This is a genomic window from Williamsia sp. R60 (genome assembly GCF_054063855.1).
Window position 1 is genome coordinate 1,232,062 of sequence record NZ_JBSSGR010000002.1, and the last position, 21,512, is coordinate 1,253,573.

General features: G+C 65.5%; 16 protein-coding genes. 10 read left to right on the plus strand and 6 right to left on the minus strand.

Going from position 1 to position 21,512, the window contains the following annotated elements; all coding sequences use genetic code 11:
* Position 1 precedes the first annotated feature (1 nt).
* The 4 genes from ACVWY6_RS12670 to ACVWY6_RS12685 all read left to right on the plus strand — a co-directional run bounded on the left by ACVWY6_RS12670 (position 2) and on the right by ACVWY6_RS12685 (position 5,724).
* Positions 2 to 1,120, plus strand: a complete 1,119-nt coding sequence (locus ACVWY6_RS12670) for a GuaB3 family IMP dehydrogenase-related protein (RefSeq protein ID WP_369792669.1) — start codon at positions 2 to 4, stop codon at positions 1,118 to 1,120.
* 153 nt (positions 1,121 to 1,273) lie between these two features.
* Positions 1,274 to 2,998: a GMC family oxidoreductase N-terminal domain-containing protein gene (locus ACVWY6_RS12675; protein ID WP_457538615.1), complete on the plus strand. Its 1,725-nt coding sequence runs from the start codon at positions 1,274 to 1,276 to the stop codon at positions 2,996 to 2,998.
* Positions 2,999 to 3,062: 64 nt separating this feature from the next.
* A complete protein-coding gene (gene guaA / locus ACVWY6_RS12680) occupies positions 3,063 to 4,655 on the plus strand; it encodes a glutamine-hydrolyzing GMP synthase (RefSeq protein ID WP_243404374.1) in 1,593 nt (530 codons plus the stop codon).
* 403 nt (positions 4,656 to 5,058) lie between these two features.
* Positions 5,059 to 5,724, plus strand: coding sequence for a class I SAM-dependent methyltransferase (locus ACVWY6_RS12685; protein WP_457538369.1), 666 nt, complete (start codon positions 5,059 to 5,061; stop codon positions 5,722 to 5,724).
* A gap of 52 nt (positions 5,725 to 5,776) precedes the next feature.
* Here ACVWY6_RS12685 and ACVWY6_RS12690 read toward each other — a convergent pair whose 3' ends face one another.
* Both ACVWY6_RS12690 and ACVWY6_RS12695 read right to left on the minus strand, forming a co-directional pair.
* Positions 5,777 to 5,992 (minus strand): hypothetical protein, encoded by a 216-nt coding sequence (locus ACVWY6_RS12690; RefSeq protein WP_457538370.1) that lies wholly within the window; start codon positions 5,990 to 5,992, stop codon positions 5,777 to 5,779.
* Positions 5,985 to 7,322, minus strand: coding sequence for a PspC domain-containing protein (locus ACVWY6_RS12695; protein WP_457538372.1), 1,338 nt, complete (start codon positions 7,320 to 7,322; stop codon positions 5,985 to 5,987). The genes ACVWY6_RS12690 and ACVWY6_RS12695 overlap by 8 nt, the downstream gene beginning before the upstream one ends.
* Before the next feature lie 237 nt (positions 7,323 to 7,559).
* On the opposite strand from ACVWY6_RS12695, the gene ACVWY6_RS12700 reads away from it, so the two are divergent.
* Both ACVWY6_RS12700 and ACVWY6_RS12705 read left to right on the plus strand, forming a co-directional pair.
* Positions 7,560 to 8,798 carry an ATP-binding protein gene (locus ACVWY6_RS12700; RefSeq protein ID WP_243404373.1) on the plus strand — a complete coding sequence of 413 codons (1,239 nt, stop codon included), beginning with the start codon at positions 7,560 to 7,562 and terminating at the stop codon, positions 8,796 to 8,798.
* 13 nt (positions 8,799 to 8,811) lie between these two features.
* Positions 8,812 to 9,483 (plus strand): response regulator, encoded by a 672-nt coding sequence (locus ACVWY6_RS12705; RefSeq protein WP_023962046.1) that lies wholly within the window; start codon positions 8,812 to 8,814, stop codon positions 9,481 to 9,483.
* Positions 9,484 to 9,552: 69 nt separating this feature from the next.
* Here ACVWY6_RS12705 and ACVWY6_RS12710 read toward each other — a convergent pair whose 3' ends face one another.
* Positions 9,553 to 10,731 (minus strand): serine/threonine-protein kinase, encoded by a 1,179-nt coding sequence (locus ACVWY6_RS12710; protein WP_457538375.1) that lies wholly within the window; start codon positions 10,729 to 10,731, stop codon positions 9,553 to 9,555.
* A gap of 192 nt (positions 10,732 to 10,923) precedes the next feature.
* On the opposite strand from ACVWY6_RS12710, the gene ACVWY6_RS12715 reads away from it, so the two are divergent.
* The 3 genes from ACVWY6_RS12715 (at position 10,924) to ACVWY6_RS12725 (ending at position 14,851) form a co-directional block, all read left to right on the plus strand.
* On the plus strand, positions 10,924 to 11,739 hold the full coding sequence (locus tag ACVWY6_RS12715) for a hypothetical protein (RefSeq protein WP_243404372.1): 816 nt from the start codon (positions 10,924 to 10,926) through the stop codon (positions 11,737 to 11,739).
* Positions 11,740 to 13,338, plus strand: coding sequence for a DNA polymerase Y family protein (locus ACVWY6_RS12720; RefSeq protein ID WP_457538378.1), 1,599 nt, complete (start codon positions 11,740 to 11,742; stop codon positions 13,336 to 13,338). It abuts the gene before it with no gap.
* Positions 13,339 to 13,477: 139 nt separating this feature from the next.
* The gene (locus ACVWY6_RS12725) at positions 13,478 to 14,851 is read left to right on the plus strand and encodes an LLM class flavin-dependent oxidoreductase (protein WP_030171128.1); all 1,374 of its coding nucleotides are present in this window, start codon (positions 13,478 to 13,480) and stop codon (positions 14,849 to 14,851) included.
* 21 nt (positions 14,852 to 14,872) lie between these two features.
* On the opposite strand, the gene ACVWY6_RS12730 is transcribed toward ACVWY6_RS12725, so the two are convergent.
* The 3 genes from ACVWY6_RS12730 to ACVWY6_RS12740 are packed head-to-tail and all read right to left on the minus strand — an operon-like array spanning position 14,873 to position 17,747.
* The gene (locus ACVWY6_RS12730) at positions 14,873 to 15,415 is read right to left on the minus strand and encodes a DUF1697 domain-containing protein (protein ID WP_030171131.1); all 543 of its coding nucleotides are present in this window, start codon (positions 15,413 to 15,415) and stop codon (positions 14,873 to 14,875) included.
* On the minus strand, positions 15,415 to 16,680 hold the full coding sequence (locus ACVWY6_RS12735) for a serpin family protein (protein WP_457538381.1): 1,266 nt from the start codon (positions 16,678 to 16,680) through the stop codon (positions 15,415 to 15,417). The genes ACVWY6_RS12730 and ACVWY6_RS12735 overlap by 1 nt, the downstream gene beginning before the upstream one ends.
* A complete protein-coding gene (locus ACVWY6_RS12740; protein ID WP_457538616.1) occupies positions 16,677 to 17,747 on the minus strand; it encodes an alanine racemase in 1,071 nt (356 codons plus the stop codon). The genes ACVWY6_RS12735 and ACVWY6_RS12740 overlap by 4 nt, the downstream gene beginning before the upstream one ends.
* A gap of 276 nt (positions 17,748 to 18,023) precedes the next feature.
* Between ACVWY6_RS12740 and ACVWY6_RS12745 the strand changes: the two genes are divergently transcribed.
* A complete protein-coding gene (locus tag ACVWY6_RS12745; protein ID WP_457538383.1) occupies positions 18,024 to 21,311 on the plus strand; it encodes an error-prone DNA polymerase in 3,288 nt (1,095 codons plus the stop codon).
* The last annotated feature ends 201 nt before the right edge of the window (positions 21,312 to 21,512 follow it).

Here is a 21,512-nt window from a genome sequence, read left to right on the forward strand (position 1 = left end):
GATGGGCCGAACGGCTCGCCGTACCTTCGAGCTCGCCGACATCAACATCGTGCCGTCTCGGCGCACCCGCTCGTCGAAAGAGGTGTCGACCGCGTGGCAGCTCGATGCCTACCGGTTCGAGATCCCGATCTTGAGTCACCCCACGGACGCGCTCGTCTCGCCGCAGTCGGCTGTCGAACTGGGTCGGCACGGGGGTCTCGGCGTCCTCAACGGTGAAGGTCTCTGGGCTCGCCACCGCGATGTCGAGGCCAAGATCGCCGAGGTGGTGCGGATCGCCGAGGACGAGATCGATCCGACAGCGGCAGTGCGCAAGCTGCAGGAACTCCATGCGGCACCGATCGATCCTGACCTACTCGGTCAGGCTGTCTCGTCGATTCGTGAGTCCGGCGTCACCACCGCGGTGCGGGTCAGCCCACAAAAGGCTGCCGAGCTCACGCCGGTGCTGGTGGCTGCAGGGGTGGAGCTCCTGGTCATCCACGGCACCATCATCTCCGCCGAGCATGTCTCACAAGGTGATTCCGAACCGCTGAACCTCAAGACCTTCATCGCCGAACTGGACGTACCGGTGATCGCCGGTGGCGTGCACGACCACCGCACCGCCCTGCATCTGATGCGTACCGGTGCTGCCGCGGTGATCGTCGGTTACGGCTCCACCGCGGGGGCCACCACCACCGGGGAAGTCCTCGGGATAGGGGTCCCGATGGCCACCGCCATCGCCGATGCCGCGGCGGCCCGCCGCGACTACCTCGATGAGACCGGCGGTCGCTACGTCCACGTGATCGCAGACGGCGACATCCACAACTCCGGCGAGCTCGCCAAGGCGATTGCTTGCGGCGCCGACGCCGCCGTCCTGGGCACACCTCTGGCTGCGGCAGCCTCGGCGCCCGGCCGCGGCTATTACTGGTCCGCTGCCGCCGCGCATCCGTCGATGCCCCGTGGCGCACTGCTGGCCGTGGCCGAGGACGAAGGCAGGCCGGATCTGCAGACGGTGTTGCACGGGCCAACCGACGACCCGTTCGGACACCTCAACATCGTTGGCGCATTGCGGCGTTCGATGGCCAAGGCCGGCTACTCCGACCTCAAGGAGTTCCAGAAGGTCGGCCTGTCGGCCTGCGACTGATCGCTGGCCTCTGGGTTTTCTCGAGCGAGAATTCGCCATACATTACCGGCCGGTAACGTACCAATGTACGATGGCGTGGTGTCTGTATCACGCGGTAACAGCTACTCCCAGCCCGAGCAGCCGGCCACTCGCGAGAAGCACGATTACGACGTATTGATCGTCGGATCGGGCTTCGGTGGGAGTGTCAGCGCCTTACGGCTGGTCGAGAAGGGCTACAAGGTCGGTGTCGTCGAAGCGGGACGACGGTACGCCGACGACCAGTTCGCCAAAACCAGTTGGCGACTGCACAAGTGGCTGTGGGCTCCCAAGCTCGGGATGTTCGGCATCCAACGCATCCATCTGCTCAAAGACGTGATGGTGATGGCCGGTGCGGGCGTCGGCGGCGGGTCGCTGAACTATGCCAACACCCTCTACAAACCGCCGACACCGTTCTTCCGGGATCCACAGTGGGAGCACATCACCGACTGGGAGAGCGAGCTGTCGCCGTATTACGACCAGGCCAGCCGCATGCTGGGTGTGGTCAGCACCCCCATCGTCACCCACGCCGACCGCGTCATGCGGCAGGTGGCCGACGAGATGGGGGTGGGGGACACCTTCGGGCCGACCCCCGTGGGCGTCTTCTTCGGTGAGAAGTCCGGTGGCACAGGAACTCCGGGCGAGCGGGTGGCCGATCCGTACTTCGGTGGTGCAGGCCCCGACCGGACGGTGTGTGTCGAGTGTGGCGCCTGCATGACCGGATGCCGGTACGGCGCGAAGAACACCCTGCTGAAGAACTACCTCGGTCTGGCCGAATCACGCGGGGCGACGATTCTCGACCGCACCACGGTCACCGGGCTGGATCCGCAGGCAGACGGCAGCTGGAAGGTGCACACGGCTCGGTCGGCGGCCTGGGGCCGGATCGGTGCCCGCCGCCGGACCCTGACCGCGGGTCAGGTGATCGTCGCCGCCGGTACGTTCAACACCCAGAAGATCATGCATTTGGCCAAGGACAGGGGTTCGCTGCCGGAACTTTCCGAGACGTTGGGTGTGCTGACCCGCACCAACTCCGAATCGATCTTGGGCGCCATGCGCCGTTCCTACGATCCGGCACAGGATTTCTCCGAGGGCATCGCGATCACCTCGTCCTTCCACCCGTCGCCCGACACGCACATCGAACCAGTCCGATATGGCAAGGGATCCAACGCCATTGCGGCACTGCAGACATTCCTCACCGACGACAAGCCGGGTCGGTCGAGGCGGCTCAAACTGCTCGACAAGGCCCGTGAAGAGGGCTGGCGGGGCGTTCTGCAGCTGGTCTGGTTGCGGCATTGGAGTCAGCGCACGGTGATCCTCCTGGTGATGCAGAACCGGAACAATTCGCTCACCACCTTCGTGAAGAAGTTCGGGCCGTGGCGTCTGGTCACCACCAAACAGGGCCATGGGGAGCCCAACCCCACGTGGATCCCTGCGGGTAACGAAGCCACCGAGCGTGCGGCGAAACAGTTCGACGGTCTGCCCGGCGGAACCTGGGGAGATGTGTTCAACATGCCGCTCACCGCTCACTACCTCGGCGGGTGTGTGATCTCCGATAGTCCCGACACCGGTGTGATCGACCCCTACCACCGGGTGTGGAATTACCCGACCCTGCACATCACCGACGGTGCGGCCATCTCGGCGAACCTCGGGGTCAATCCCTCGCTGTCGATCTGTGCCCAGGCCGAGCGCGCAATTGCGTTGTGGCCCAACAAGGGTGAGCGCGACATCCGGCCGCCGCAGGGGCAGCCCTACGAACGGATCTCGCCGACGCCGCCCAAGGCGCCGGTGGTTCCGGCGGATGCGCCCGGTGCGCTTCGGCTGCCACTGACGGTGATCACCAAGACCGACGGTGTGAGCGCCTGAGTGCCGACCTCGTCCGGTTGCCGGTGGGACGGGCCCGACCCCGGCCGGGTTTAGACTGACAGGCGTGGCAGACAGCGAAGATACAGGTGTGGAATCAGCGGCTCCGCGACCGGTTCTGGTGGTCGATTTCGGGGCGCAGTACGCCCAGCTGATCGCGCGTCGCGTGCGTGAGGCCCGGATCTACTCCGAGGTGATCCCCCATACCGCCGACCTGGACGAGATCAAGGCGAAGAATCCGGTCGCGCTGATCCTGTCCGGGGGACCTGCGTCGGTTTATGCGGACGACGCCCCGGGAATCGACGGCGATCTGTTCGACCTCGGCGTTCCGGTGTTCGGGATCTGTTATGGCTACCAGGCCATGGCGAATGCGCTGGGCGGCGTCGTGGCGAACACCGGCGGGCGCGAGTTCGGTCGCACCACGTTGACAAATGAGGGTGGCGTGCTGCACTCGGGCACCCCGGCCCAACAGCCGGTGTGGATGAGCCACAACGACGCGGTCCAGGAACCGCCGCCCGGGTTCGAGGTCACCGCTTCGACGGCGGGCGCCCCGGTCGCGGCGTTCGAGAGCATCGAACGCCAGATGGCCGGTGTGCAGTACCACCCCGAGGTGATGCACACACCGCACGGGCAACAGATCCTGACCCGGTTCCTGCATGAGGTCGCCGACCTCAAGCCCACCTGGACCGCGGCGAACATCGCCGACGCGCTTGTGGAGCAGGTCCGTCAACAGATCGGTGACGGCACCGCCATCTGCGGTCTGTCCGGCGGGGTCGACTCGGCGGTGGCTGCCGCGCTGGTACAGCGGGCCATCGGAGATCGTCTGACCTGTGTCTTCGTCGACCACGGATTGCTACGGGCCGGCGAACGCGAGCAGGTTCAGCAGGACTTCGTGGCCGCTACCGGCGCTCGTCTGGTGACGGTTGACGCCGAGGAAACGTTCCTGCGTGAGTTGGCAGGCGTCAGTGATCCGGAGACCAAACGCAAGATCATCGGCCGCGAGTTCATCCGTGCCTTCGAAGGAGCGGTGAGCGATGTGCTCGGCGACCGGGCAGCCGAAGGGGAGAAGGTCGACTTCCTCGTGCAGGGCACCTTGTACCCCGACGTCGTGGAGTCGGGCGGCGGAACCGGTACGGCGAACATCAAGAGTCATCACAACGTCGGTGGTCTGCCGGAGGATCTCGAGTTCAGCCTGGTGGAGCCACTGCGCCTGCTGTTCAAAGACGAGGTCCGGGCTGTTGGGCGCGAGTTGGGTCTGCCGGAGGAGATCGTCGGACGCCAGCCCTTCCCGGGTCCGGGTCTGGCGATCCGGATCGTCGGCGAGGTCACCGCAGACCGTCTCGAACTCCTCAGAAAGGCTGATCTGATCACCCGTGAGGAACTGACCTCCGCCGGTTTGGATCACCAGATCTGGCAGTGTCCGGTGGTTCTGCTCGCCGACGTGCGCAGTGTGGGTGTGCAAGGCGACGGCCGCACGTACGGCCATCCGATCGTGTTGCGTCCGGTGTCGAGTGAAGATGCGATGACGGCCGACTGGACCCGCATTCCTTACGAGGTGCTCGAACAGATCTCGACGCGGATCACCAACGAGGTGCCTGAGGTGAACCGGGTGGTACTCGACGTCACCAGCAAGCCCCCGGGCACCATCGAATGGGAATAGGCTCGCTGTCGTGCCTGCGGGCGCGGCGCGTTCCATTCGTCGACGTGAATGAATAGTTTCACTCCCGTATGGGCCTTTTCCATTCATTCGCTCTGAATCGGATTTCCGGCCTTTCTTTTGGGCTGCGACCAGCACGCATTTCAATGTTTGATTTGTGTCTGCCTATTGTGAACATGCTGACGAATCAATCAGAGTGATCGCCGGGGCAACCCTGAATCGTCTCCGTGCTACGTTTGCAAAAGTAATGGTGAGTGCGAGCGGGGTCGTATCACCGAATTGTCGAATCGGCCTCGTTTGTGAATTCACCATTCGGGCAACAAGGTGAAGTACACGGTTCATATGTGGGACACAACACGTTTGTGTTGGGTGTCCACGAACAGGTTGGGGGCATCAGATGGCGATCATGAGCGGCAACAATTCGGTCAAAGAACGTTGGTCTCTTCTTCGAATCGAAGACCATGACCACATTGCATCGGATTCGAAACACTGGAATTTCAACACCCATTACTACCCATTCATCGAGCGGTCGCTGCAGGGACGAGCAGCGTCGGTGCTCGACGTCGGATCGGGCGAGGGAATGCTGACCCGACTTCTACATCGATCCATACCGCACGTGGTCGGGATCGACTGCGATGAGGCGAGCGTAGACATGGCGGCGGCGAAGTCGGACGACATCGACTACATCTGTGGTGACGTCCTCAGTCATCCGTTCGAACCGGAGTCGTTCGATGCGGTCGTCTCGGTTGCGACACTGCATCACATGGATCCCCGCCATGGCCTGCGGCGCATGGGAGAACTCATCCGCCCTGGCGGAACGCTTGTCGTGGTCGGCTGTGCGTGCAGTGAAGGTCTACGCGATCGTGCGTTGGATTACGTGTCCATCGTGGCCGCGGGCGCCGCAGTGGCACGGCGAAACGTGTGGAAACAGCCGTCGCCCATTGTGTGGCCGCCACCGGTCTCGTATCGGGAAATGCGCACCCATGCGTCCGAACTCCTGCCCGGATCACGTTTTCGGCGGGAATTGCTCTACCGCTATTCGATTACGTGGACAAAGCCGCTGTCACGGTGAACGACGCATCGATCCGGCCGCTGCTTGCGCGGCCGGATCGATGCGAATACTGCTAGCTGGTCGTTTCGTGCTCGGACACCCCGGGCAGCTTTTTCTTGTCTCTGCCTCCGCTGAAGATCAGGATGAGTCCCACCCCGACAGCAACGGCGAGCGCGATCCACATCGTCGAATCCGAGCCGTTGAGTTCGGGGCCGCCCGCGATGGCCCACAAGGCCACCAATAGTCCGGCAAATCCGGTCACGGCTTGAAATGGTGCGAACTTAGTCACGGATGACCTCCACATTTCCGATTTTCGAATGGGCGTCGATGGTCAGCACCGGACCTTGGGGTCCATCAGGTCCGCCCTCGAGACCTTCGGGGCATTTGACCTCTCCGATGGCCACTTCACAATCGGCGCGCAGGTTCATGTTCTCGGGCGCGATGATCTTGAAGTCGCCGACACCCATGTCGATCGTCACCTTCTTGTCGGCGTCGAGTTCGAGTGCGGTGAGGTCGAGTCGTGCCGAACCCATCGTCAGGGAGTACTCGTCCTGGAGATCGGCGACCGAGAGCGGCTTCCAATCGCGGTCGCCGATGCCGCCCTCGGGCAGGTTCACGTTGCCGATCACCGTGGCGACCACCACGAACCCGGCGAGGGGAATGGCGATCGGGATCAGGCCACCGCCCTTGCGGACGAAAGCTCCGATGACCAACCCGCCGGCGACCACGGCCAACGCGATGGCCCCGACCCGTGCCGGACCGAACCAATCCACCTCCGTGCCGATCGCCGCCGCAACCGCTGCGACGATGACCGCGATACCGAGCACCACCGGGGTGAAGCGAGACGACGGTGTGCGCTCCACCGGCGACGACGGCTCCGGCAGATCCCAGGCGAAAGGCGCCGCACCCAGTGGGTCCCACGAAGGTGGGGTCGGGAGCGGCGGTTCGACATCGGAGTCCGCCTCCTCACCATCAGTCGTCTGCGTTGCGTCGGTCGCCGTCGCCGGAGGGTCCTCCTTGAGCCAGGCGCGGGGAGTCCAGCTCTGGAAGTGCCCGCCCGCAGCAGGGCTGTGCACACCTGTGGCGGTCTGCCACCACGAACCGCCTGCGGTGACCGGATCGCCGGCAGCCTGTTGCCCCAACGTGTCGGCGCTCGTACCGGGCTCGGGGACCGGTGTGCGCTGGTAGAGCAACCACCAGCCCAGCATCATCAGCGCCAGGCCGAAGAGGCCACCACTGCTCCACGCGAGATGGGGTCCGGCGATCAGGGCCACGACGGCCACGACGGCCACCGCGACAACGGTCGGAGGGTGGGATGAGGCATGGCGCATTCCGTGCCGAAAGCGTTTGGGGCGCATCGCTGTTTCCGGAGACGACTGTGCAGGAGCGCCCTCGGGCAGCACGATCCACGCAGCGATGTAGAGCAGGATGCCTGCACCGCCGAACAGTGCCGAGACGATGAACGCCACCTTCACGAGCGTGGGGTCGACCTTGTACCGGACACCGATCCCGGTGCACACACCGCCGATCGTCGAACCCGACGCCGCACGTGCTGGGCGCGTTTGCCACATGTTCTGCAGTACTTCGGCATTGATGGTGGGACTGGATGCAGCATTCATGGTCGAGCTCCGCTTCGCTTCGTCGGGAGTGATGGTCGAGCTCCGCTTCGCTTCGTCTTCGGGACTTCTGGTCGAGCTCCGCTTCGCTTCGTCTTCGGGACATCTCCGCTCATGTGTTCAATACTGATCACGGGTCGGGCACCGCACCATCGGGATTCACCCTGATCTGCTCCCTGGAATCACATCTGGGGATTGTCCCTGATGTGTGCGACCGCGAGCGCGTGCCACTATCGACTGGTGCCAACAGTCGAACGTGTCCACCGCCGTGATGGTGGCCGTGTCATCGGCGGCGTCGCCGGAGGCGTGGCCGACCACCTCGGAGTGGACGCATTCCGGGTGCGCGTGGTGTTCGTCGTGCTCAGCGCACTGGCCGGGGCCGGCGTGTGCGCCTACGGTCTGCTCTGGTTCATGTGCCCGCCGGGTACCGACACCGAACCGCCCACCTCGTCCGAACGGCGGCAGGGAATCGGCCTGGCGATCGTCGGCGTGGTCGCAGTGGTGTCCGTGGGGTTCGTGGCCTCAGGCACCCCGGCGCAGTTCCTCATCCCGCTCGTGGTGGTGGCGGTGGGCGCATCACTCGTCTGGCGCGAACTCGATTCGACATGGAGGCCCAGGTCCGCGTCGGCCCGGGCGATCACCTGGACCCGAATCGCCGGTGGCGCAACGCTGGTGGTGATCGGCCTGGTGGTGGTGGTGCTGGCCGGGAACAACCGGATCGGCGGGTTGAGCACCACGCTGCTGGCCGTCGCCGCGACGGTACTGGGTGTGCTGCTGCTGACGATCCCGTTGTGGTTGCGGATGGCCCGGATGCTGGGTGCCGAACGCGCCGCACGCATCCGCAATGCCGAACGGGAAGAGATCGCGGCGCACCTCCACGATTCCGTGCTGCAGACCCTGGCGCTGATCCAGAAGCGGTCGGGACATGCCGAAGAGGTGCAGCGCCTGGCGCGGAGCCAGGAACGCGAGCTGCGACGCTACCTGTTCGAAGGTGAAGGGCAGCAGAGTGATTCGCTGACCACCGCACTCAAGGCCGTGGCCGCCGAGGTCGAAGACCACTACGGCGTCGAAGTCGAGGTGGTGACCGTCGGCGACGTCACGGCCGATGATCCCTCGTGGAGCGGCGATCACCGTCGATGGGCTGCGCTGATCGCGGCGACGCGGGAGGCACTTGTCAACGCCGCCAAACATTCCGGGGAACGCTCGGTTGATGTGTACGCCGAGGTGGAGAGCTCGCAGGTGGAGGTGTTCGTCCGCGACCGTGGCGTCGGCTTCGATCCCGACCAGGTACCAGAAGATCGCCGCGGGGTGTCGGGGTCGATCAAAGCGCGGGTGCAGCGGCACGGCGGTAGCGTTGAGATCAAGTCGACCGCCGGTCGAGGGGTCGATGTCCGGATGTCGATGCCGCGTGGCGGCGAGACGCCGATGGTCACGGACCTCGGTGAGGACGCCGGTTCCGAATCGGATGCGGTGAATTGAGAGAGTTGGGGCGATGACCGGCCGAAGTGAGCCATACCGGGTGTTTCTGGTGGACGACCACGGTGTCTTCCGCTCTGGCGTACGAGCGGAACTGGCCTCGGAGACCGACATGGCCGTGGTCGGGGAGGCAGGGGCGGTCGCCGATGCGATCGCGGGCATCCTCCAGTCGTCACCGGACGTGGTGTTGCTCGATGTGCACATGCCTGCCGGTGGAGGGATCGCGGTGCTGCGAGGTGTCGCCGACGCCGCACCGCAGAAGTCACCCGTCTTCCTGGCGCTGAGTGTGTCCGACGCCGCCGAAGACGTCATCGCCACCATTCGCGCGGGTGCCCGCGGCTATGTCACCAAGACGATCGGTGGCTCGGAATTGGCCGACTCCGTGCGTCGTGTCGCAGACGGGGACGCCGTGTTCAGTCCGCGACTGGCCGGATTCGTGCTCGATTCGTTCACCGGGAAATCGCCCGTGCCGGAACCACATCTGGATCCCGAACTCGATTCGCTGACCCCACGCGAGATGGAGGTCCTGCGGCTGCTTGCCCGGGGGTTCACATATCGGGAGATCGCCGAGGACCTCGTGATCTCCATCAAGACGGTGGAGACCCACGCGTCCAACGTTCTTCGCAAGACCCAGCAGTCCAATCGCAACGCACTCACCAGGTGGGCCGCCAACCGGCACATCAGCTAGTGCCGACGCGCGGCCGTGTGCGCGGCGCACTGATCTGAACCGGTGCGTAGCGCTCGAGACGACGCGGGTCTAGCGGATCAGTGCGATGAGGGTGACCGCGATGGCGGCGAGCACCACGAATGCCAGGAACACCGCAGCCGCGAGAGCGGCGTGGCGGGGCGGAGTCTTCTCGGGTTGTTGGTCGAATCCGGAGAACGCCGGCCGTGAGTGCTGGGTGACCTGCCACGACTCGCCGACACCCGAGGTCGGGTGGGCCCGTCCGGCAGTGGCCGGTCCCGGAGCTGCCGGGAGGCCTGACTGGGTGGTGGTCGGGATGCGCCGGGTGGCTGGCCGCGGGGGGAGGGGCGCGGTTCGTCGATCCAGCGGACTGGTGAGGATCTGCGCGGTGTTGCCGGCATCGCCCGCGGCGATCTGGGCAAGCCGATCGCGGATCCCGGCCATCGTCGGCCGGCGGGTCGGGCTCGGCTCGAGCATGGCGAGCAGAGCACCCTCGAGGGCTCCGGCCCGCTGGGGCCGGATGATCTCGCCGCGGGCGACCTTGTGCAGCAGCACCAGGGAGTTCTCGTCGAGCCCGAACGGCGGCTGACCTTCCACACAGGTGTAGAGGGTGGAGCCGAGCGAGTAGACGTCGGAGGCCTCCGACGGATCCTCGCCACGGGCGACCTCGGGTGCGAAGTACGCCGGGGTACCGGTGATCACACCGGTCTGGGTGAGCTGCACATCGTCCTTGGACCGCGAGATCCCGAAGTCGGTCAGCTTCACCAGCCCGGCGTTGCGTCCTTCTGCGATGAGGATGTTGCCCGGCTTGATGTCGCGGTGCATGATGCCTGCGTTGTGGGCCTCGGCCATGGCGTCGGCCACCTGGGCACCGATCTGGGCCACCTGCTTGACGGGCATGGTGCCGGTTTGATGGAGGATCTCGGCGATGCTGCGCGAGGGCAGGTACTCCATCACCAACCAGGGTTCACCGGCGTCGAGTGCCACGTCGTGCATGGCGATGGCGTTGCGATGACTCAGCCGGGCCGCGATCCGGCCCTCACGCATGGCTCGCTGTCGCATCTCGGCCGCGGAGTCCTCGGTCATGCCGGCCACCGACAACACCTGCTTGATGGCGACCTGCCGGTCGAGGAGGGTGTCGTGTGCCAGCCAGACGGCGCCCATGCCACCGCCACCGATCTTCGAGCGCAGACGGTACCGCCCGGCAACCAGATAATCGGGGCCGGGAACGCGGTAGGAGGAGGCGCTCATTGGTCTGACCTTAGTGGACTCCTGAGACTGGAGTGGGTGGTGTGCCGGGCGAGGACGACTCGCCCGGACGACGCGCCGAAGCGTATTGACGCTTGTCGGAGTGCTGACCTACATTCGAAAAGAATCGAAAATGTGTTCGAGTCAGACCGGTGGTTGCAACTTCCCTGCGCCACTTCCCCCTTGGTGGGGAGTATGGACAGGGGTGCGATGCAGACCATGGAGACAGCTCCGGACAAGGCGCAGAAGCTGGCGATGTTGCGGCAGACCCTCGCTGCTGCCACCACTCGATCAAAGCCCGAATCCGTTGTGCCACAAAGGCAGATGTCGGCGGTTGTCAATGAGCAGGAGAAGTACACCGACCGCGAGAGGCTGGCTGTCCCGCCGGCTCTGGAACGAGTGCTCCCCGGTGCCGGGCTGATCCGTGGTCAGGTGTTGGCCCTGGAGGGTGCACGGTCGCTGCTGTTGTCGCTGATCGCACAGGTCAGTGCCGACGGCGGTCATGTGGCGGTCATCGGGCAGCCGCAGCTGTGTCTGCTCGCGGCGGTCGAGATGGGGGCCGATCTGTCCCGGATCGCGGTGATACCCGACCCCGGGCCAGATCCGGTGGAGATCGCCGCGGTGCTGCTCGATGGACTCGACCTGGTGGTGGTGGGCCTCGGTGGTATCTCGGTGCCACCCTCGCGCAGCCGGGTGGTGATGGCCCGCGCTCGTAGCAAGGGCGCGGTGCTGGTGGTCACCGACGGCACGTGGTCGGGAGCACATGTGAAGTTGCAGTCGCGGGTCTGTGCGTACCGGCATCAGCCAACCGCCCACCAGCCTTCCGCTGTGCGGCGTGGTTACGGCCGACTCGGAGGTGTCTCACTCGCGGTCCGTTCACACGGACGCGGATTCGCCGGAGCCGATACCCGGCTGGACGTGATGCATTGCGGCGACCGGGTGCAGCTCGTCGATGTGGTCGACTCCCAGAGCAATTCGTACGATGCTCCTTCGCTGCCGGTGGCGTTGTAGATGAGTGATCGGGTGTTCGGGGTCTGGTGCCCGGATTGGCCGGCCGTCGCCGCGGCGGCAGAGATGGATCTGTCGCCGGATCGTCCGGTTGCGGTGCTGCGGTCCGGCCGCGTGATCGCCTGTTCTGCCGCGGCACGTGCGGTGGGGGTGCGCCGGGAGATGCGCAAACGCGATGCCCAGGCGCGGTGCCCCCAGCTGACCGTGACAGATGCGGACGAGGGACGTGATGCCCGGTTGTTCGAACCGGTGGCCGCCGCCGTCGCCGAACTGATCCCGATGGTCGAGGTGTTGCGGCCGGGACTTCTGGTGCTGCCAGCCCGTGGGGTTGCGCGCTATTTCGGTGGTGAAGAGGCGGCGGCCGAAAAACTCACCGACGTGGTGTCTGCCTGTGGCATCGAATCCCAGGTGGGTATCGCCGACGAACTCTTCACGGCGATCATCGCTGCTCGGCACGGCAAGGTGGTACCTCCGGGCGAGGATGCAGAGTTCCTTGCGCCGCTGCGTATCTCGCAATTGGCGGTGGAGCCCAGCATGTGTGCCGACGATCGCCCTGCCCTGGTCGATCTGCTGTGGCGGATGGGGCTTCGAACCATCGGCGCCTTTGCCGAACTGTCGTCCACCGATGTCGCCACCCGCTTCGGGGCGGACGCGATCTTCGCGCACCGCACCGCTCGGGCATTGCCGCAACGCCCGCCGTCGGGGCAGGCGCCGCCACCGGATCTGGTCGTCGAACATCGCTGCGACCCACCGGTGGACCGCGTCGATGCCGCCGCCTTCATCGGCAGGCGACTGTCCGCCCAGCTGCACGATGTACTGGCCGCGGCGTCCGTGGCCTGCACGCGGCTCACCGTGCAGGCCACCACCGAGAGCGGTCGTGAGTACTCCCGCACCTGGCGCTGTGCACAGCCGCTGACCCCCGACGCGACAGCTGACCGGATCCGCTGGCAATTGGAGGGGTGGCTTTCCGGCCGCAGCGCCGCCGACCGCCCTGATGGGCCCGTGGTGATGTTGCGTCTCGATCCGGTGGAGGTGATCGGCTCGGGCGCGATGCAACTCGGGCTCACGGGTGGGGGATTGGCCGGAGGAGACGGAGAAGTGGCCGAGCGGGTGCGCCGGGCACTGGTGCGGGTCCAGGGGTTGCTGGGAGGCGAACGCGTGCAGGTTCCGGTACGCAGTGGTGGCCGTGGGCCCGGGCAGCAGATCACCCTGGTACCCCTCGGGGACGAATTGGTGGCACAGGCAGACCCGGATGCCCCCTGGCCGGGGCAATTGCCGGGACCGTCGCCCTCGGTGCTGCCGATGGCACCGGTGACCCTTCTCGACGCCGAGGACTCCCCGGTGCAGGTGACTGCCCGAGGCAGTTTCAGTGCCGATCCGGCCAGTCTGACCTGGGGTCGGCGCAGTTGGTCGTTGAGCTGGTGGGCGGGGCCGTGGGCCACCGACGAACGGTGGTGGGCCGCAGGGCCGGGTGATGGTGGCGGTGGTGTCGATGTGCATGTCGGGACATACGCCAGAGCGCAAGTGCTGCTGGAGGATTCACGAGCACTATTGCTGCACTATCAAGATGGGCAGTGGACCGTCGAAGGTGTGTACGAATGACGCACGGTACGCCGCGCGGCGGATGTGCGGCCTTGTTTCACCCAGGGTGACGAGAACACTTGGACAGTCCGGCGTTCCCGACTTCGATGGCAGCGAGCGCCTTCCGGCGCCCTCTCGACACCCGAAGGACCTGATACCGATGAGTCGTCAACTGCACCTGGGCGGATTCCTGATCGCCTCGCCCGTCACCCATTCCCATGCCGCATGGAGGCACCCGGGCTCCACGACGGAATTCTTCTCGCCCGAGCACTATCACCGTGTCGGTCGCATCCTCGAGCGCGGCAAGTTCGACTTCGCGTTCTTCGCGGATCTGCTGGCCGCACCCTTGCGTTTCGGTGCAGATCAGTCCGAACCACTGCGTCGTGGCACCCAGGCCGCCGCGACACTCGATCCGTCCGTTGTCGCCGCCAGCATCGCCGCGGTCACCAGCAATCTGGGCATCGCGATCACCAAGTCCACGACCTACTTCCACCCGTACGAACTCGCTCGGGTCTTCGGATCCCTCGACCACATATCCCGCGGCCGGGTGGCATGGAACATCGTCACATCCCTGACCCAGGCCGAAGCGCTCAACTTCGGTTTCGACCAGCACGTGGCACACGACGAGCGGTATCTGCGAGCCGAGGAGTTCGTGCAGACCGCAGTGGAGTTGTGGTCGGCGTGGGACGAGGACGCCGTTGTCGCGGACAAGGCGAGCGGGGTGTGGGCCGATGCGGACAAGGTTCGTCCGGTTGACCACGACGGCCGGTATTACCGCACCCGGGGCCCGCTGAACCAGCCGAGATCACCCCAGCATCGGCCGGTACTCATCCAGGCCGGATCATCCTCCACCGGAAGGGATTTTGCGGCCCGCTGGGCCGAAGCCATCTTCGAGATCGACCCGACCCCGGAAGGGCGCCGGGCCTACTACGACGACGTCAAGTCGCGTGTGGTCGACGTGGGCCGCAATCCCGACCATGTCAAGATCCTGCCCTCGTTCATCCCGTTCATCGGCGAGACCGAATCGATCGCCCGGGAGAAGCAGGCGTTCCACAACGAACTCGCAGATCCGATCTCGGGCCTGATCACACTGTCGGTGCACACCGACCACGACTTCTCGCAGTACGACCTCGACGCCCCATTGGAAGACATCTCCGTCTCCGGAACGCAGGGACTGTTCGATGTGGCGAGGCGGCTGAGTGAACGGGACAGCCTGACGCTCCGCGACATCGGCAAGCTCTACGCGCAGGGAGTGCTGCTGCCGCAATTCGTGGGTACCGCTTCCGATGTGGCCGATCAGATCGAGGCCGGGTTCACCGGGGGAGAAGCCGATGGCTACATCGTCTCCACGGCCCAGACACCGGGAACCTTCAACGACTTCGTCGACTATGTGGTCCCCGAGCTCCAGCGTCGCGGTCTGTTCCGCACGGAGTACCAGGGCAGCACGTTGCGCGAAAACCTGGGGCTCGGGCATCCGGACGAAGACCTGCCCGCAGACATCCGCGAGCGGTCGCTGGTACCCGCTGCAGGCTGACACCCTGCAGCGCAGGGCAATTCACTGCAGCTTACGTAAGGTGTTGAGGTTCCGGTTGGTGAGGAACCAGCCGGAATCCGACTTCTTCTTCGATCCGGTGCGTTTACCGATCACGCTCTCGAGGGTGTCGCCTTTTCGTACCTGCCAGTACAGCACCGATTCGCCTGCTGCGATCTGTTCCTGCTGCGGATCGAGTTCGCCCGCGATGGCGGCGACGACGTCGACCTGAGCGGGGTCGGAGTAGAAGACGACATATGCGTGCCAGTCGTCTCGTTCGGGGAATGGGTAGGCGTCGATGATCGCAGTGAGCCTGTCGACAGGCACCACAAGAACCCTTGCCGCGTAGCCGAATCGGTCGGACAGAGCCTTCTCGAGTGCAGCGGTGAGTCCGTCCACGTCGGTACTCGGTGACTCGAACAGCACATTGCCGCTGGCGAGCACTGTCTTGACGTTCGTGTGCCCGAGCGCTTCGACGCAGGCCTTGAGATCGGCCATCTTGATTCGGATGCCACCCACGTTGACACCGCGCAACAGAGCCGCGTATCGGTGCGCCGTCCGCGCCATCAGACCCTCCCAGGCTTGTTGATCGATCCGAGGAACAGCGGCAAACCCGTTGAGGCGTCGATGATCTGGTACACGAATGGTCGGTCGGCGACGAAGAGTTCCATCTGCTCAGGGGGCACCGCGGTCACTCCGGCATCGATCTGGGTCGCCGACGCTGCCACCGTGCCTTTTTCGCCCACCGTGATGGTGCTGTCCTGGGCGGCGGCCGTGACGAGCAGCTGGGGACTGATGCCGTTCAGATCGGCAGCGTCGGTGAACAGTTCCCGGACGCCGAGCGCTTCGAGCACGGTCTTGAGATCCACCGAACTCTCCACCTCCCATCGCGGCAGGCTCACCGACACCGAGGTGGTGGGCGCCGAACGCAGCTGTGTGCTCGCCCCGGACAGCACCTGCTGGTCGAGTATCGTCCTCACGTCGCGGCCCTCGGGCAGAAACACCTGCATGGCCAGTCCGTCGGAATAGGGCAGTTGCACACCGGTCCACCCCGCGCCGGAGACCCAGCCGGCCGAGACCGTCTTGCGCATCATGTTGACCTCGTCGACCGATCCGTCTGCGGAGGTGAAATCGGTTGGTGCAGTGGAATCCGGTGAGAACGGCTGTTGCCACGCGGCTGCGAGGTAGACGGTCGAAAGGAGGCTGATCACCGTGTCCGGATTGTAGTCGGTGGGGGTCTCGAGGATCTTGCCCCCGGTGTTCACCGCCAGCCACTTGTCGATGGCGGATTCGGTGTCAGGCGATGTGAAGTCCACCGGATACACCCCGCTGTCGAAACGGCTGCCGAGCACTTCGAGGTATTCGGCGCCGACCTCGACCGAATCGTCGATGAAGATTCCGGCAGCCTGATGGAACACCGGTGGGGTGGGAGGTTTGTCCTCGTCGACGCCACCGGGATCACCATCGAACCGATCGAGCTGGCCGATCAGCGCCGCACTGGCATCGTCGTCCTGTTGACCGATCACCGCATCGAGTTCGGCAGCGGTGGTGCCACCCGCGCCCGCCCGCAGCATCTGTAGTGCGATCATCGCGCTCCACGGTGAGATCACCTGATTGTCCTCGAGGTCGGTGCCCCGCAGCACGTCGACGCCGAACCCGGTGGTGTCGACGACCATGGTGTCTGCCGTTTCGCGCACTTCGTCGACGCCGATCTGGTCGAAGCGGACTCCGGAGGCCTTGGTCAGTTGTGCGGTCACCGCCTGCTCCGTTTCCCGGGCACAACCGGCCACGGTCAGGGTGATGATCAGCATCACCGTCCACAGGGCTCTCACGAGTTGGCTCCTCGTGCGCTCACCCGCCACGGCGTCACCTCACCGGCGAGGTCGACCACCATCAGCTCGTTCGCGAGATTGACTGCGGCACAGACGTGATTGGGCGCCACCTGGACCCGGTCTCCCACCTCCGGCCGCGACTTCGAATTGGCGAAGTCGACGGTGGCGTGGTGTTCGGACAGTGCGATGACACGTGCGTCGGGATAGGTCGGCAGACGGCCACCGCCGCTGGCCCACGCGGGCTGGTCTGCTCCCAGAACCTTGCTGCCACAATCGAGTACCACTTTGCCTGCTTCGCGGTGGACGACCGTGGTGACCGCGGTGAGCGCCACCTGCGCAAACGTGCAGATACCCAACTCCACCTGCTGGGCATCACCGAACACGTACACCCCCGGCCGGATCTCGGTGAGCACCGAAGGATCCGCCTCGCTCGCCGAGGGTGTCGAACCACCACTGCGGATGACCGGATCGATACCGCCGTTGCGCAGCGACTGGGCTGCCATGGCAACGGCTCCGGACTCTTGCCTCGCCACCCCGGCGGGACGGCCGGGCTGGTAGCTGTGTCCGGGAAAGGTGAACGCGCCGAGCACTTTCAGTCCTGCCGCCACCGCACGGTGTCCGACATCGCCGGCGCGCTGAGGATGCACCCCGGTCCGGTGATGACCGCTGTCGATCTCGACGAGCACACGCGCGCCGGGCAAGTGCTGCGCCAACTGCCCGGCGCCTGCCGCCGAATCCACGGTCAGGAGCACCTCGGCCTGATCCATGACCCTGCGAAGTCGTTGCGCCTTGCTCTCGGTGACCCAGAGCGGATAGGCGATGAACAGATCGGTGATGCCCGCCGCCGCGAACACCTCGGCTTCGCCGATGGTGGCGACGGTCAGCCCGACCGCTCCATGCGCGATCTGACGGTGGGCGAGTTCGGTGCTCTTGTGGGTCTTGGCGTGCGGGCGCAGCGCCAGACCCGATCCGGCGGCGAACTCGGACATTCGTGCGAGGTTGGCGTCGAGAACGACGTCGTCGACGGCGAGAAACGGGGTGTCCAGGGCTGCGGTGGCAGTGAGCACCCTGTTGTCGGGGCCTGAGTCGACACTGTCGGTGTGGGTCACCGCGCCGTGCCGTTGAGGTGTGTGAGGGTGCGGCCGGCTGCTGTCGAGTGTGGCGAGGGGTGTTGTCTCCGGCCGCTCGGGCCACCGACATCGCGGTGCATCATGTGGGTCAACAATGCCAGAGTCGGGTCACCCGTGCCGACATAATCGGCTGTCCGGGCCGGTCCGTGGTGAGCGCTGAGAGCCGGCAATTGCCGGGCTTGTTCTTCGAAAACATGTTCGATACGGTGAGGTGTGGGTTGGCACAACGGCCCTCCGACCTGGTCGGAGCTGGAACGGGTTCTTTCCGGGCGGCCGCATGTCGGCGGCCGATCCGGCGAGACCTTTGCCGGCGACGGTGGCGACAGTCCGGCGTGGTCGCGTAAACGCACGCCCTACGAGGCCGGCGAGTTACGACGAGGCAAGTCGCAGGTCCGGTACGCCGAGCTGCACGCCCACAGCTCCTACAGTTTTCTCGACGGGGCCAGCAGTCCCGAGGAGATGGCAGAGGAAGCGCATCGGCTGGGCCTCGAAGCCTTGGCGATCACCGACCACAACGGGTTCTACGGTGTGGTGCGTTTCGCCGAGGCAGCCCTGGAATGGAAGCTGCCCACCGTCTTCGGCTCCGAACTCTCGCTGCTGCGTGATGCCCCTCGCACCGGTGTGGCCGATCCGGACGGTTCGCATCTGCTGGTCCTGGCCCGGGGCCAGGAGGGCTACCGCAGGCTGTCCCGGCAGATCGCCGCCGGACACATGGCAGCAGGTGAGAAGGGACTGCTGCGTTTTGACGTCGAGACGTTGGCAGGGGCCGCGGACGGGCATTGGCTGATACTCACCGGATGCCGAAAAGGCACTGTGCGCCAGGCATTGTCGTCGAGCGGGCCGGATGCCGCCGATGCTGCGCTCGGTGAGTTGATCGACCTGTTCGGCCGCGACAACGTGGCCGTGGAACTGACCGCGCAGGGGATGGCCGATGACGACGAACGCAACGCGGTGCTCGCGGGGCTGGCCCGGCGCAATCGGGTGATGACGGTGGCGACCACGGGCGCCCACTTCTCGGCGCCACATCGCAGGCGGCTGGCGATGGCGATGGCCGCGGTGCGTGCCCGCCGCAGCCTGGACGAGATGGATGGCTGGCTCGCGCCCCTCGGGGGCGCCCACCTGCGCAGCGGAGACGAGATGGCGCGGCTCCTCAGTGCTCACCCCGATGCCATCGACAACGCCGCGATGCTGGCCGGCGAGCTCGCCTTCGGATTGCACCTGATCGCACCGCAGTTGCCGCCGTTCGACGTACCCGAAGGGCACACGGAGAGTTCGTGGCTGCGAGAACTGACCGCACGCGGGGCCACCGAGCGGTACGGCACGCCGCAGAGCCATCCCAAGGCGTATGAGCAGATCGAGCATGAACTCGATGTGATCGACACCCTCGGGTTCCCGGGCTACTTCCTGGTGGTCGAGGACATCGTCAGGTATTGCCGCGACAACAACATCCTCTGCCAGGGCCGCGGCAGTGCAGCCAACTCGGCGGTGTGTTACGCACTGGGGATCACCGCGATCGACCCGGTCGGCAACGATCTGCTGTTCGAACGATTCCTGTCGCCCGCCCGCGATGGCCCACCCGACATCGACATCGACATCGAGTCGGATCTGCGAGAAGAGGCCATCCAGTACGTGTACCGACGGTACGGGAGGCAGAACGCCGCTCAGGTCGCCAATGTGATCACCTATCGGGGCAAGTCGTCGGTGCGGGATATGGCTCGCGCACTGGGGTATTCGGTGGGGCAGCAGGATGCCTGGAGCAAACAGGTGCATCGATACGATGCGGCGAAGGCCAACGAACACGACATCCCCGACGATGTGGTCGACCTCGCCAATCAGATCAACGGCATGCCGAGGCATCTGGGTATCCATTCCGGCGGCATGGTGATCTGCGACCGACCGATCGCCGACGTCTGTCCCACCGAATGGGCCAGGATGCCCAATCGCAGTGTGCTGCAATGGGACAAAGATGACTGCGCTGCCATCGGTCTGGTGAAGTTCGACATGCTGGGTCTGGGAATGCTGTCAGCCATCCACTACGCCATCGACTTCCTCGAGCAGCACCGCGGCATCCATGTGGACCTGGCGAAGATCGACCTGACCGAAAAAGCCGTGTACGACATGTTGTGCAAAGCAGACACCGTCGGGGTGTTCCAAGTGGAATCGCGGGCGCAGATGGCAACGCTGCCACGGCTCAAGCCACGCAAGTTCTACGACCTGGTGGTGGAGGTGGCGCTCATCCGCCCCGGGCCCATTCAAGGTGGGTCGGTGCACCCGTATATCCGGCGTCGCAACGGATTGGAAGAGCCGACCTGTGAACACCCTTCGATGGAGGCGGCACTCGCGCGAACGCTGGGGGTGCCGCTGTTCCAGGAACAGTTGATGCAGGTTGCGGTGGATGTGGCCGGATTCAGTGCGGCAGAGGCCGACCAGTTGCGCCGGGCGATGGGGTCCAAGCGATCGCCGGAGAAGATGAACCGGCTACGCGGCCGGTTCTACCAGGGGATGGAGGATCTGCACGGCATCACCGGGGAGATGGCCGACCGCATCTTCGAGAAGATGGCAGCGTTCGCCAATTTCGGTTTCCCGGAGAGTCATTCGCAGAGTTTTGCGTCCCTGGTGTTCTACTCGTCCTGGCTCAAGCTGCACCACCCGGCGGCTTTCTGCGCGGCGTTGATCAAAGCGCAGCCCATGGGCTTCTATTCACCACAGACGCTGGTTGCCGACGCCCGGCGCCACGGCGTCGCCGTACATGGTCCTGACATCAACCTGTCGCAGGTGGACGCCGATCTGGAGAACGACGGACTCGACGTGCGCCTCGGGCTGGCGTCGGTGCGGTCGATCGGTACCGAGTTGGCCGAGCAGATCGTCGAGCAGCGCTTGACCGGTGGCCCGTTCACGGGCGCAGCGGACCTGTCCCGGCGCACGGATGTGAGCACCAACCAGCTCGAGGCCTTGGCCACGGCCGGGGCATTCGACTGTTTCGGCATCAGTCGACGGCAGGCGTTGTGGGATGCCGGTTCGGCAGCTCAGGAGAAGTCCGACCGGCTGCCGCTGCATGAGAACAGTGCTGCGCCGGCACTTCCGGGGATGAGTGAGGTGGAAATGGCGGCGTCGGACGTATGGGCCACGGGGGTCAGCCCGGGCAGCTATCCCACCGAGTTCATCCGCCCCCAGCTCGACGCGCTGGGAGTGGTCGCGGCGGCGGACCTGTTGTCGGTGCCCGACGGTTCCCGTGTGCTGGTCGGCGGTGCGGTGACCCACCGGCAACGCCCCGCCACGGCGGCGGGAGTGACGTTCGTGAACCTGGAAGACGAGACCGGGATGGTCAATGTGGTGTGCTCGGTGGGTCTTTGGGCGAAATACCGCAAACTGGCCCAGACGGCGCCCGCCCTGCTGATCCGGGGGCGGGTGCAAAATGCCGAGGGGGCGGTGACGGTGGTGGCCGACCGCCTGCAGCGCATGGACCTCCGTGTCGGATCCCGATCTCGTGACTGGGCCTGACCTGGCCTCGTGACCCACTCGGCGGGATCGGTGGGCCGTTTGATGGATCGCTGCGAGTACCGGCCGGCATTAGCATGACGGGATGCGCGGTGGGAGGGGCGAGAGTGGGTTCTCCGAACCCGTCTCAGGGGCAACCCCTGGGTACATCTCACAGTTGGTATCAGCGTCCGACGCCGGCAGGCACGCTCCGCGTGCTACGCG

Excerpts from the sequence above, each read along its gene's own strand:
- ACVWY6_RS12720 (WP_457538378.1), top strand. The coding sequence starts at position 11,740 with ATGAGTGATCGGGTGTTCGGGGTCTGGTGCCCGGATTGGCCGGCCGTC.
- ACVWY6_RS12685 (WP_457538369.1), top strand. The coding sequence starts at position 5,059 with ATGAGCGGCAACAATTCGGTCAAAGAACGTTGGTCTCTTCTTCGAATC.
- ACVWY6_RS12670 (WP_369792669.1), top strand. The coding sequence starts at position 2 with ATGGGCCGAACGGCTCGCCGTACCTTCGAGCTCGCCGACATCAACATC.
- ACVWY6_RS12715 (WP_243404372.1), top strand. The coding sequence starts at position 10,924 with ATGGACAGGGGTGCGATGCAGACCATGGAGACAGCTCCGGACAAGGCG.
- ACVWY6_RS12705 (WP_023962046.1), top strand. The coding sequence starts at position 8,812 with ATGACCGGCCGAAGTGAGCCATACCGGGTGTTTCTGGTGGACGACCAC.
- ACVWY6_RS12710 (WP_457538375.1), bottom strand. The coding sequence starts at position 10,731 with ATGAGCGCCTCCTCCTACCGCGTTCCCGGCCCCGATTATCTGGTTGCC.
- ACVWY6_RS12730 (WP_030171131.1), bottom strand. The coding sequence starts at position 15,415 with ATGGCGCGGACGGCGCACCGATACGCGGCTCTGTTGCGCGGTGTCAAC.
- ACVWY6_RS12695 (WP_457538372.1), bottom strand. The coding sequence starts at position 7,322 with ATGAATGCTGCATCCAGTCCCACCATCAATGCCGAAGTACTGCAGAAC.
- ACVWY6_RS12725 (WP_030171128.1), top strand. The coding sequence starts at position 13,478 with ATGAGTCGTCAACTGCACCTGGGCGGATTCCTGATCGCCTCGCCCGTC.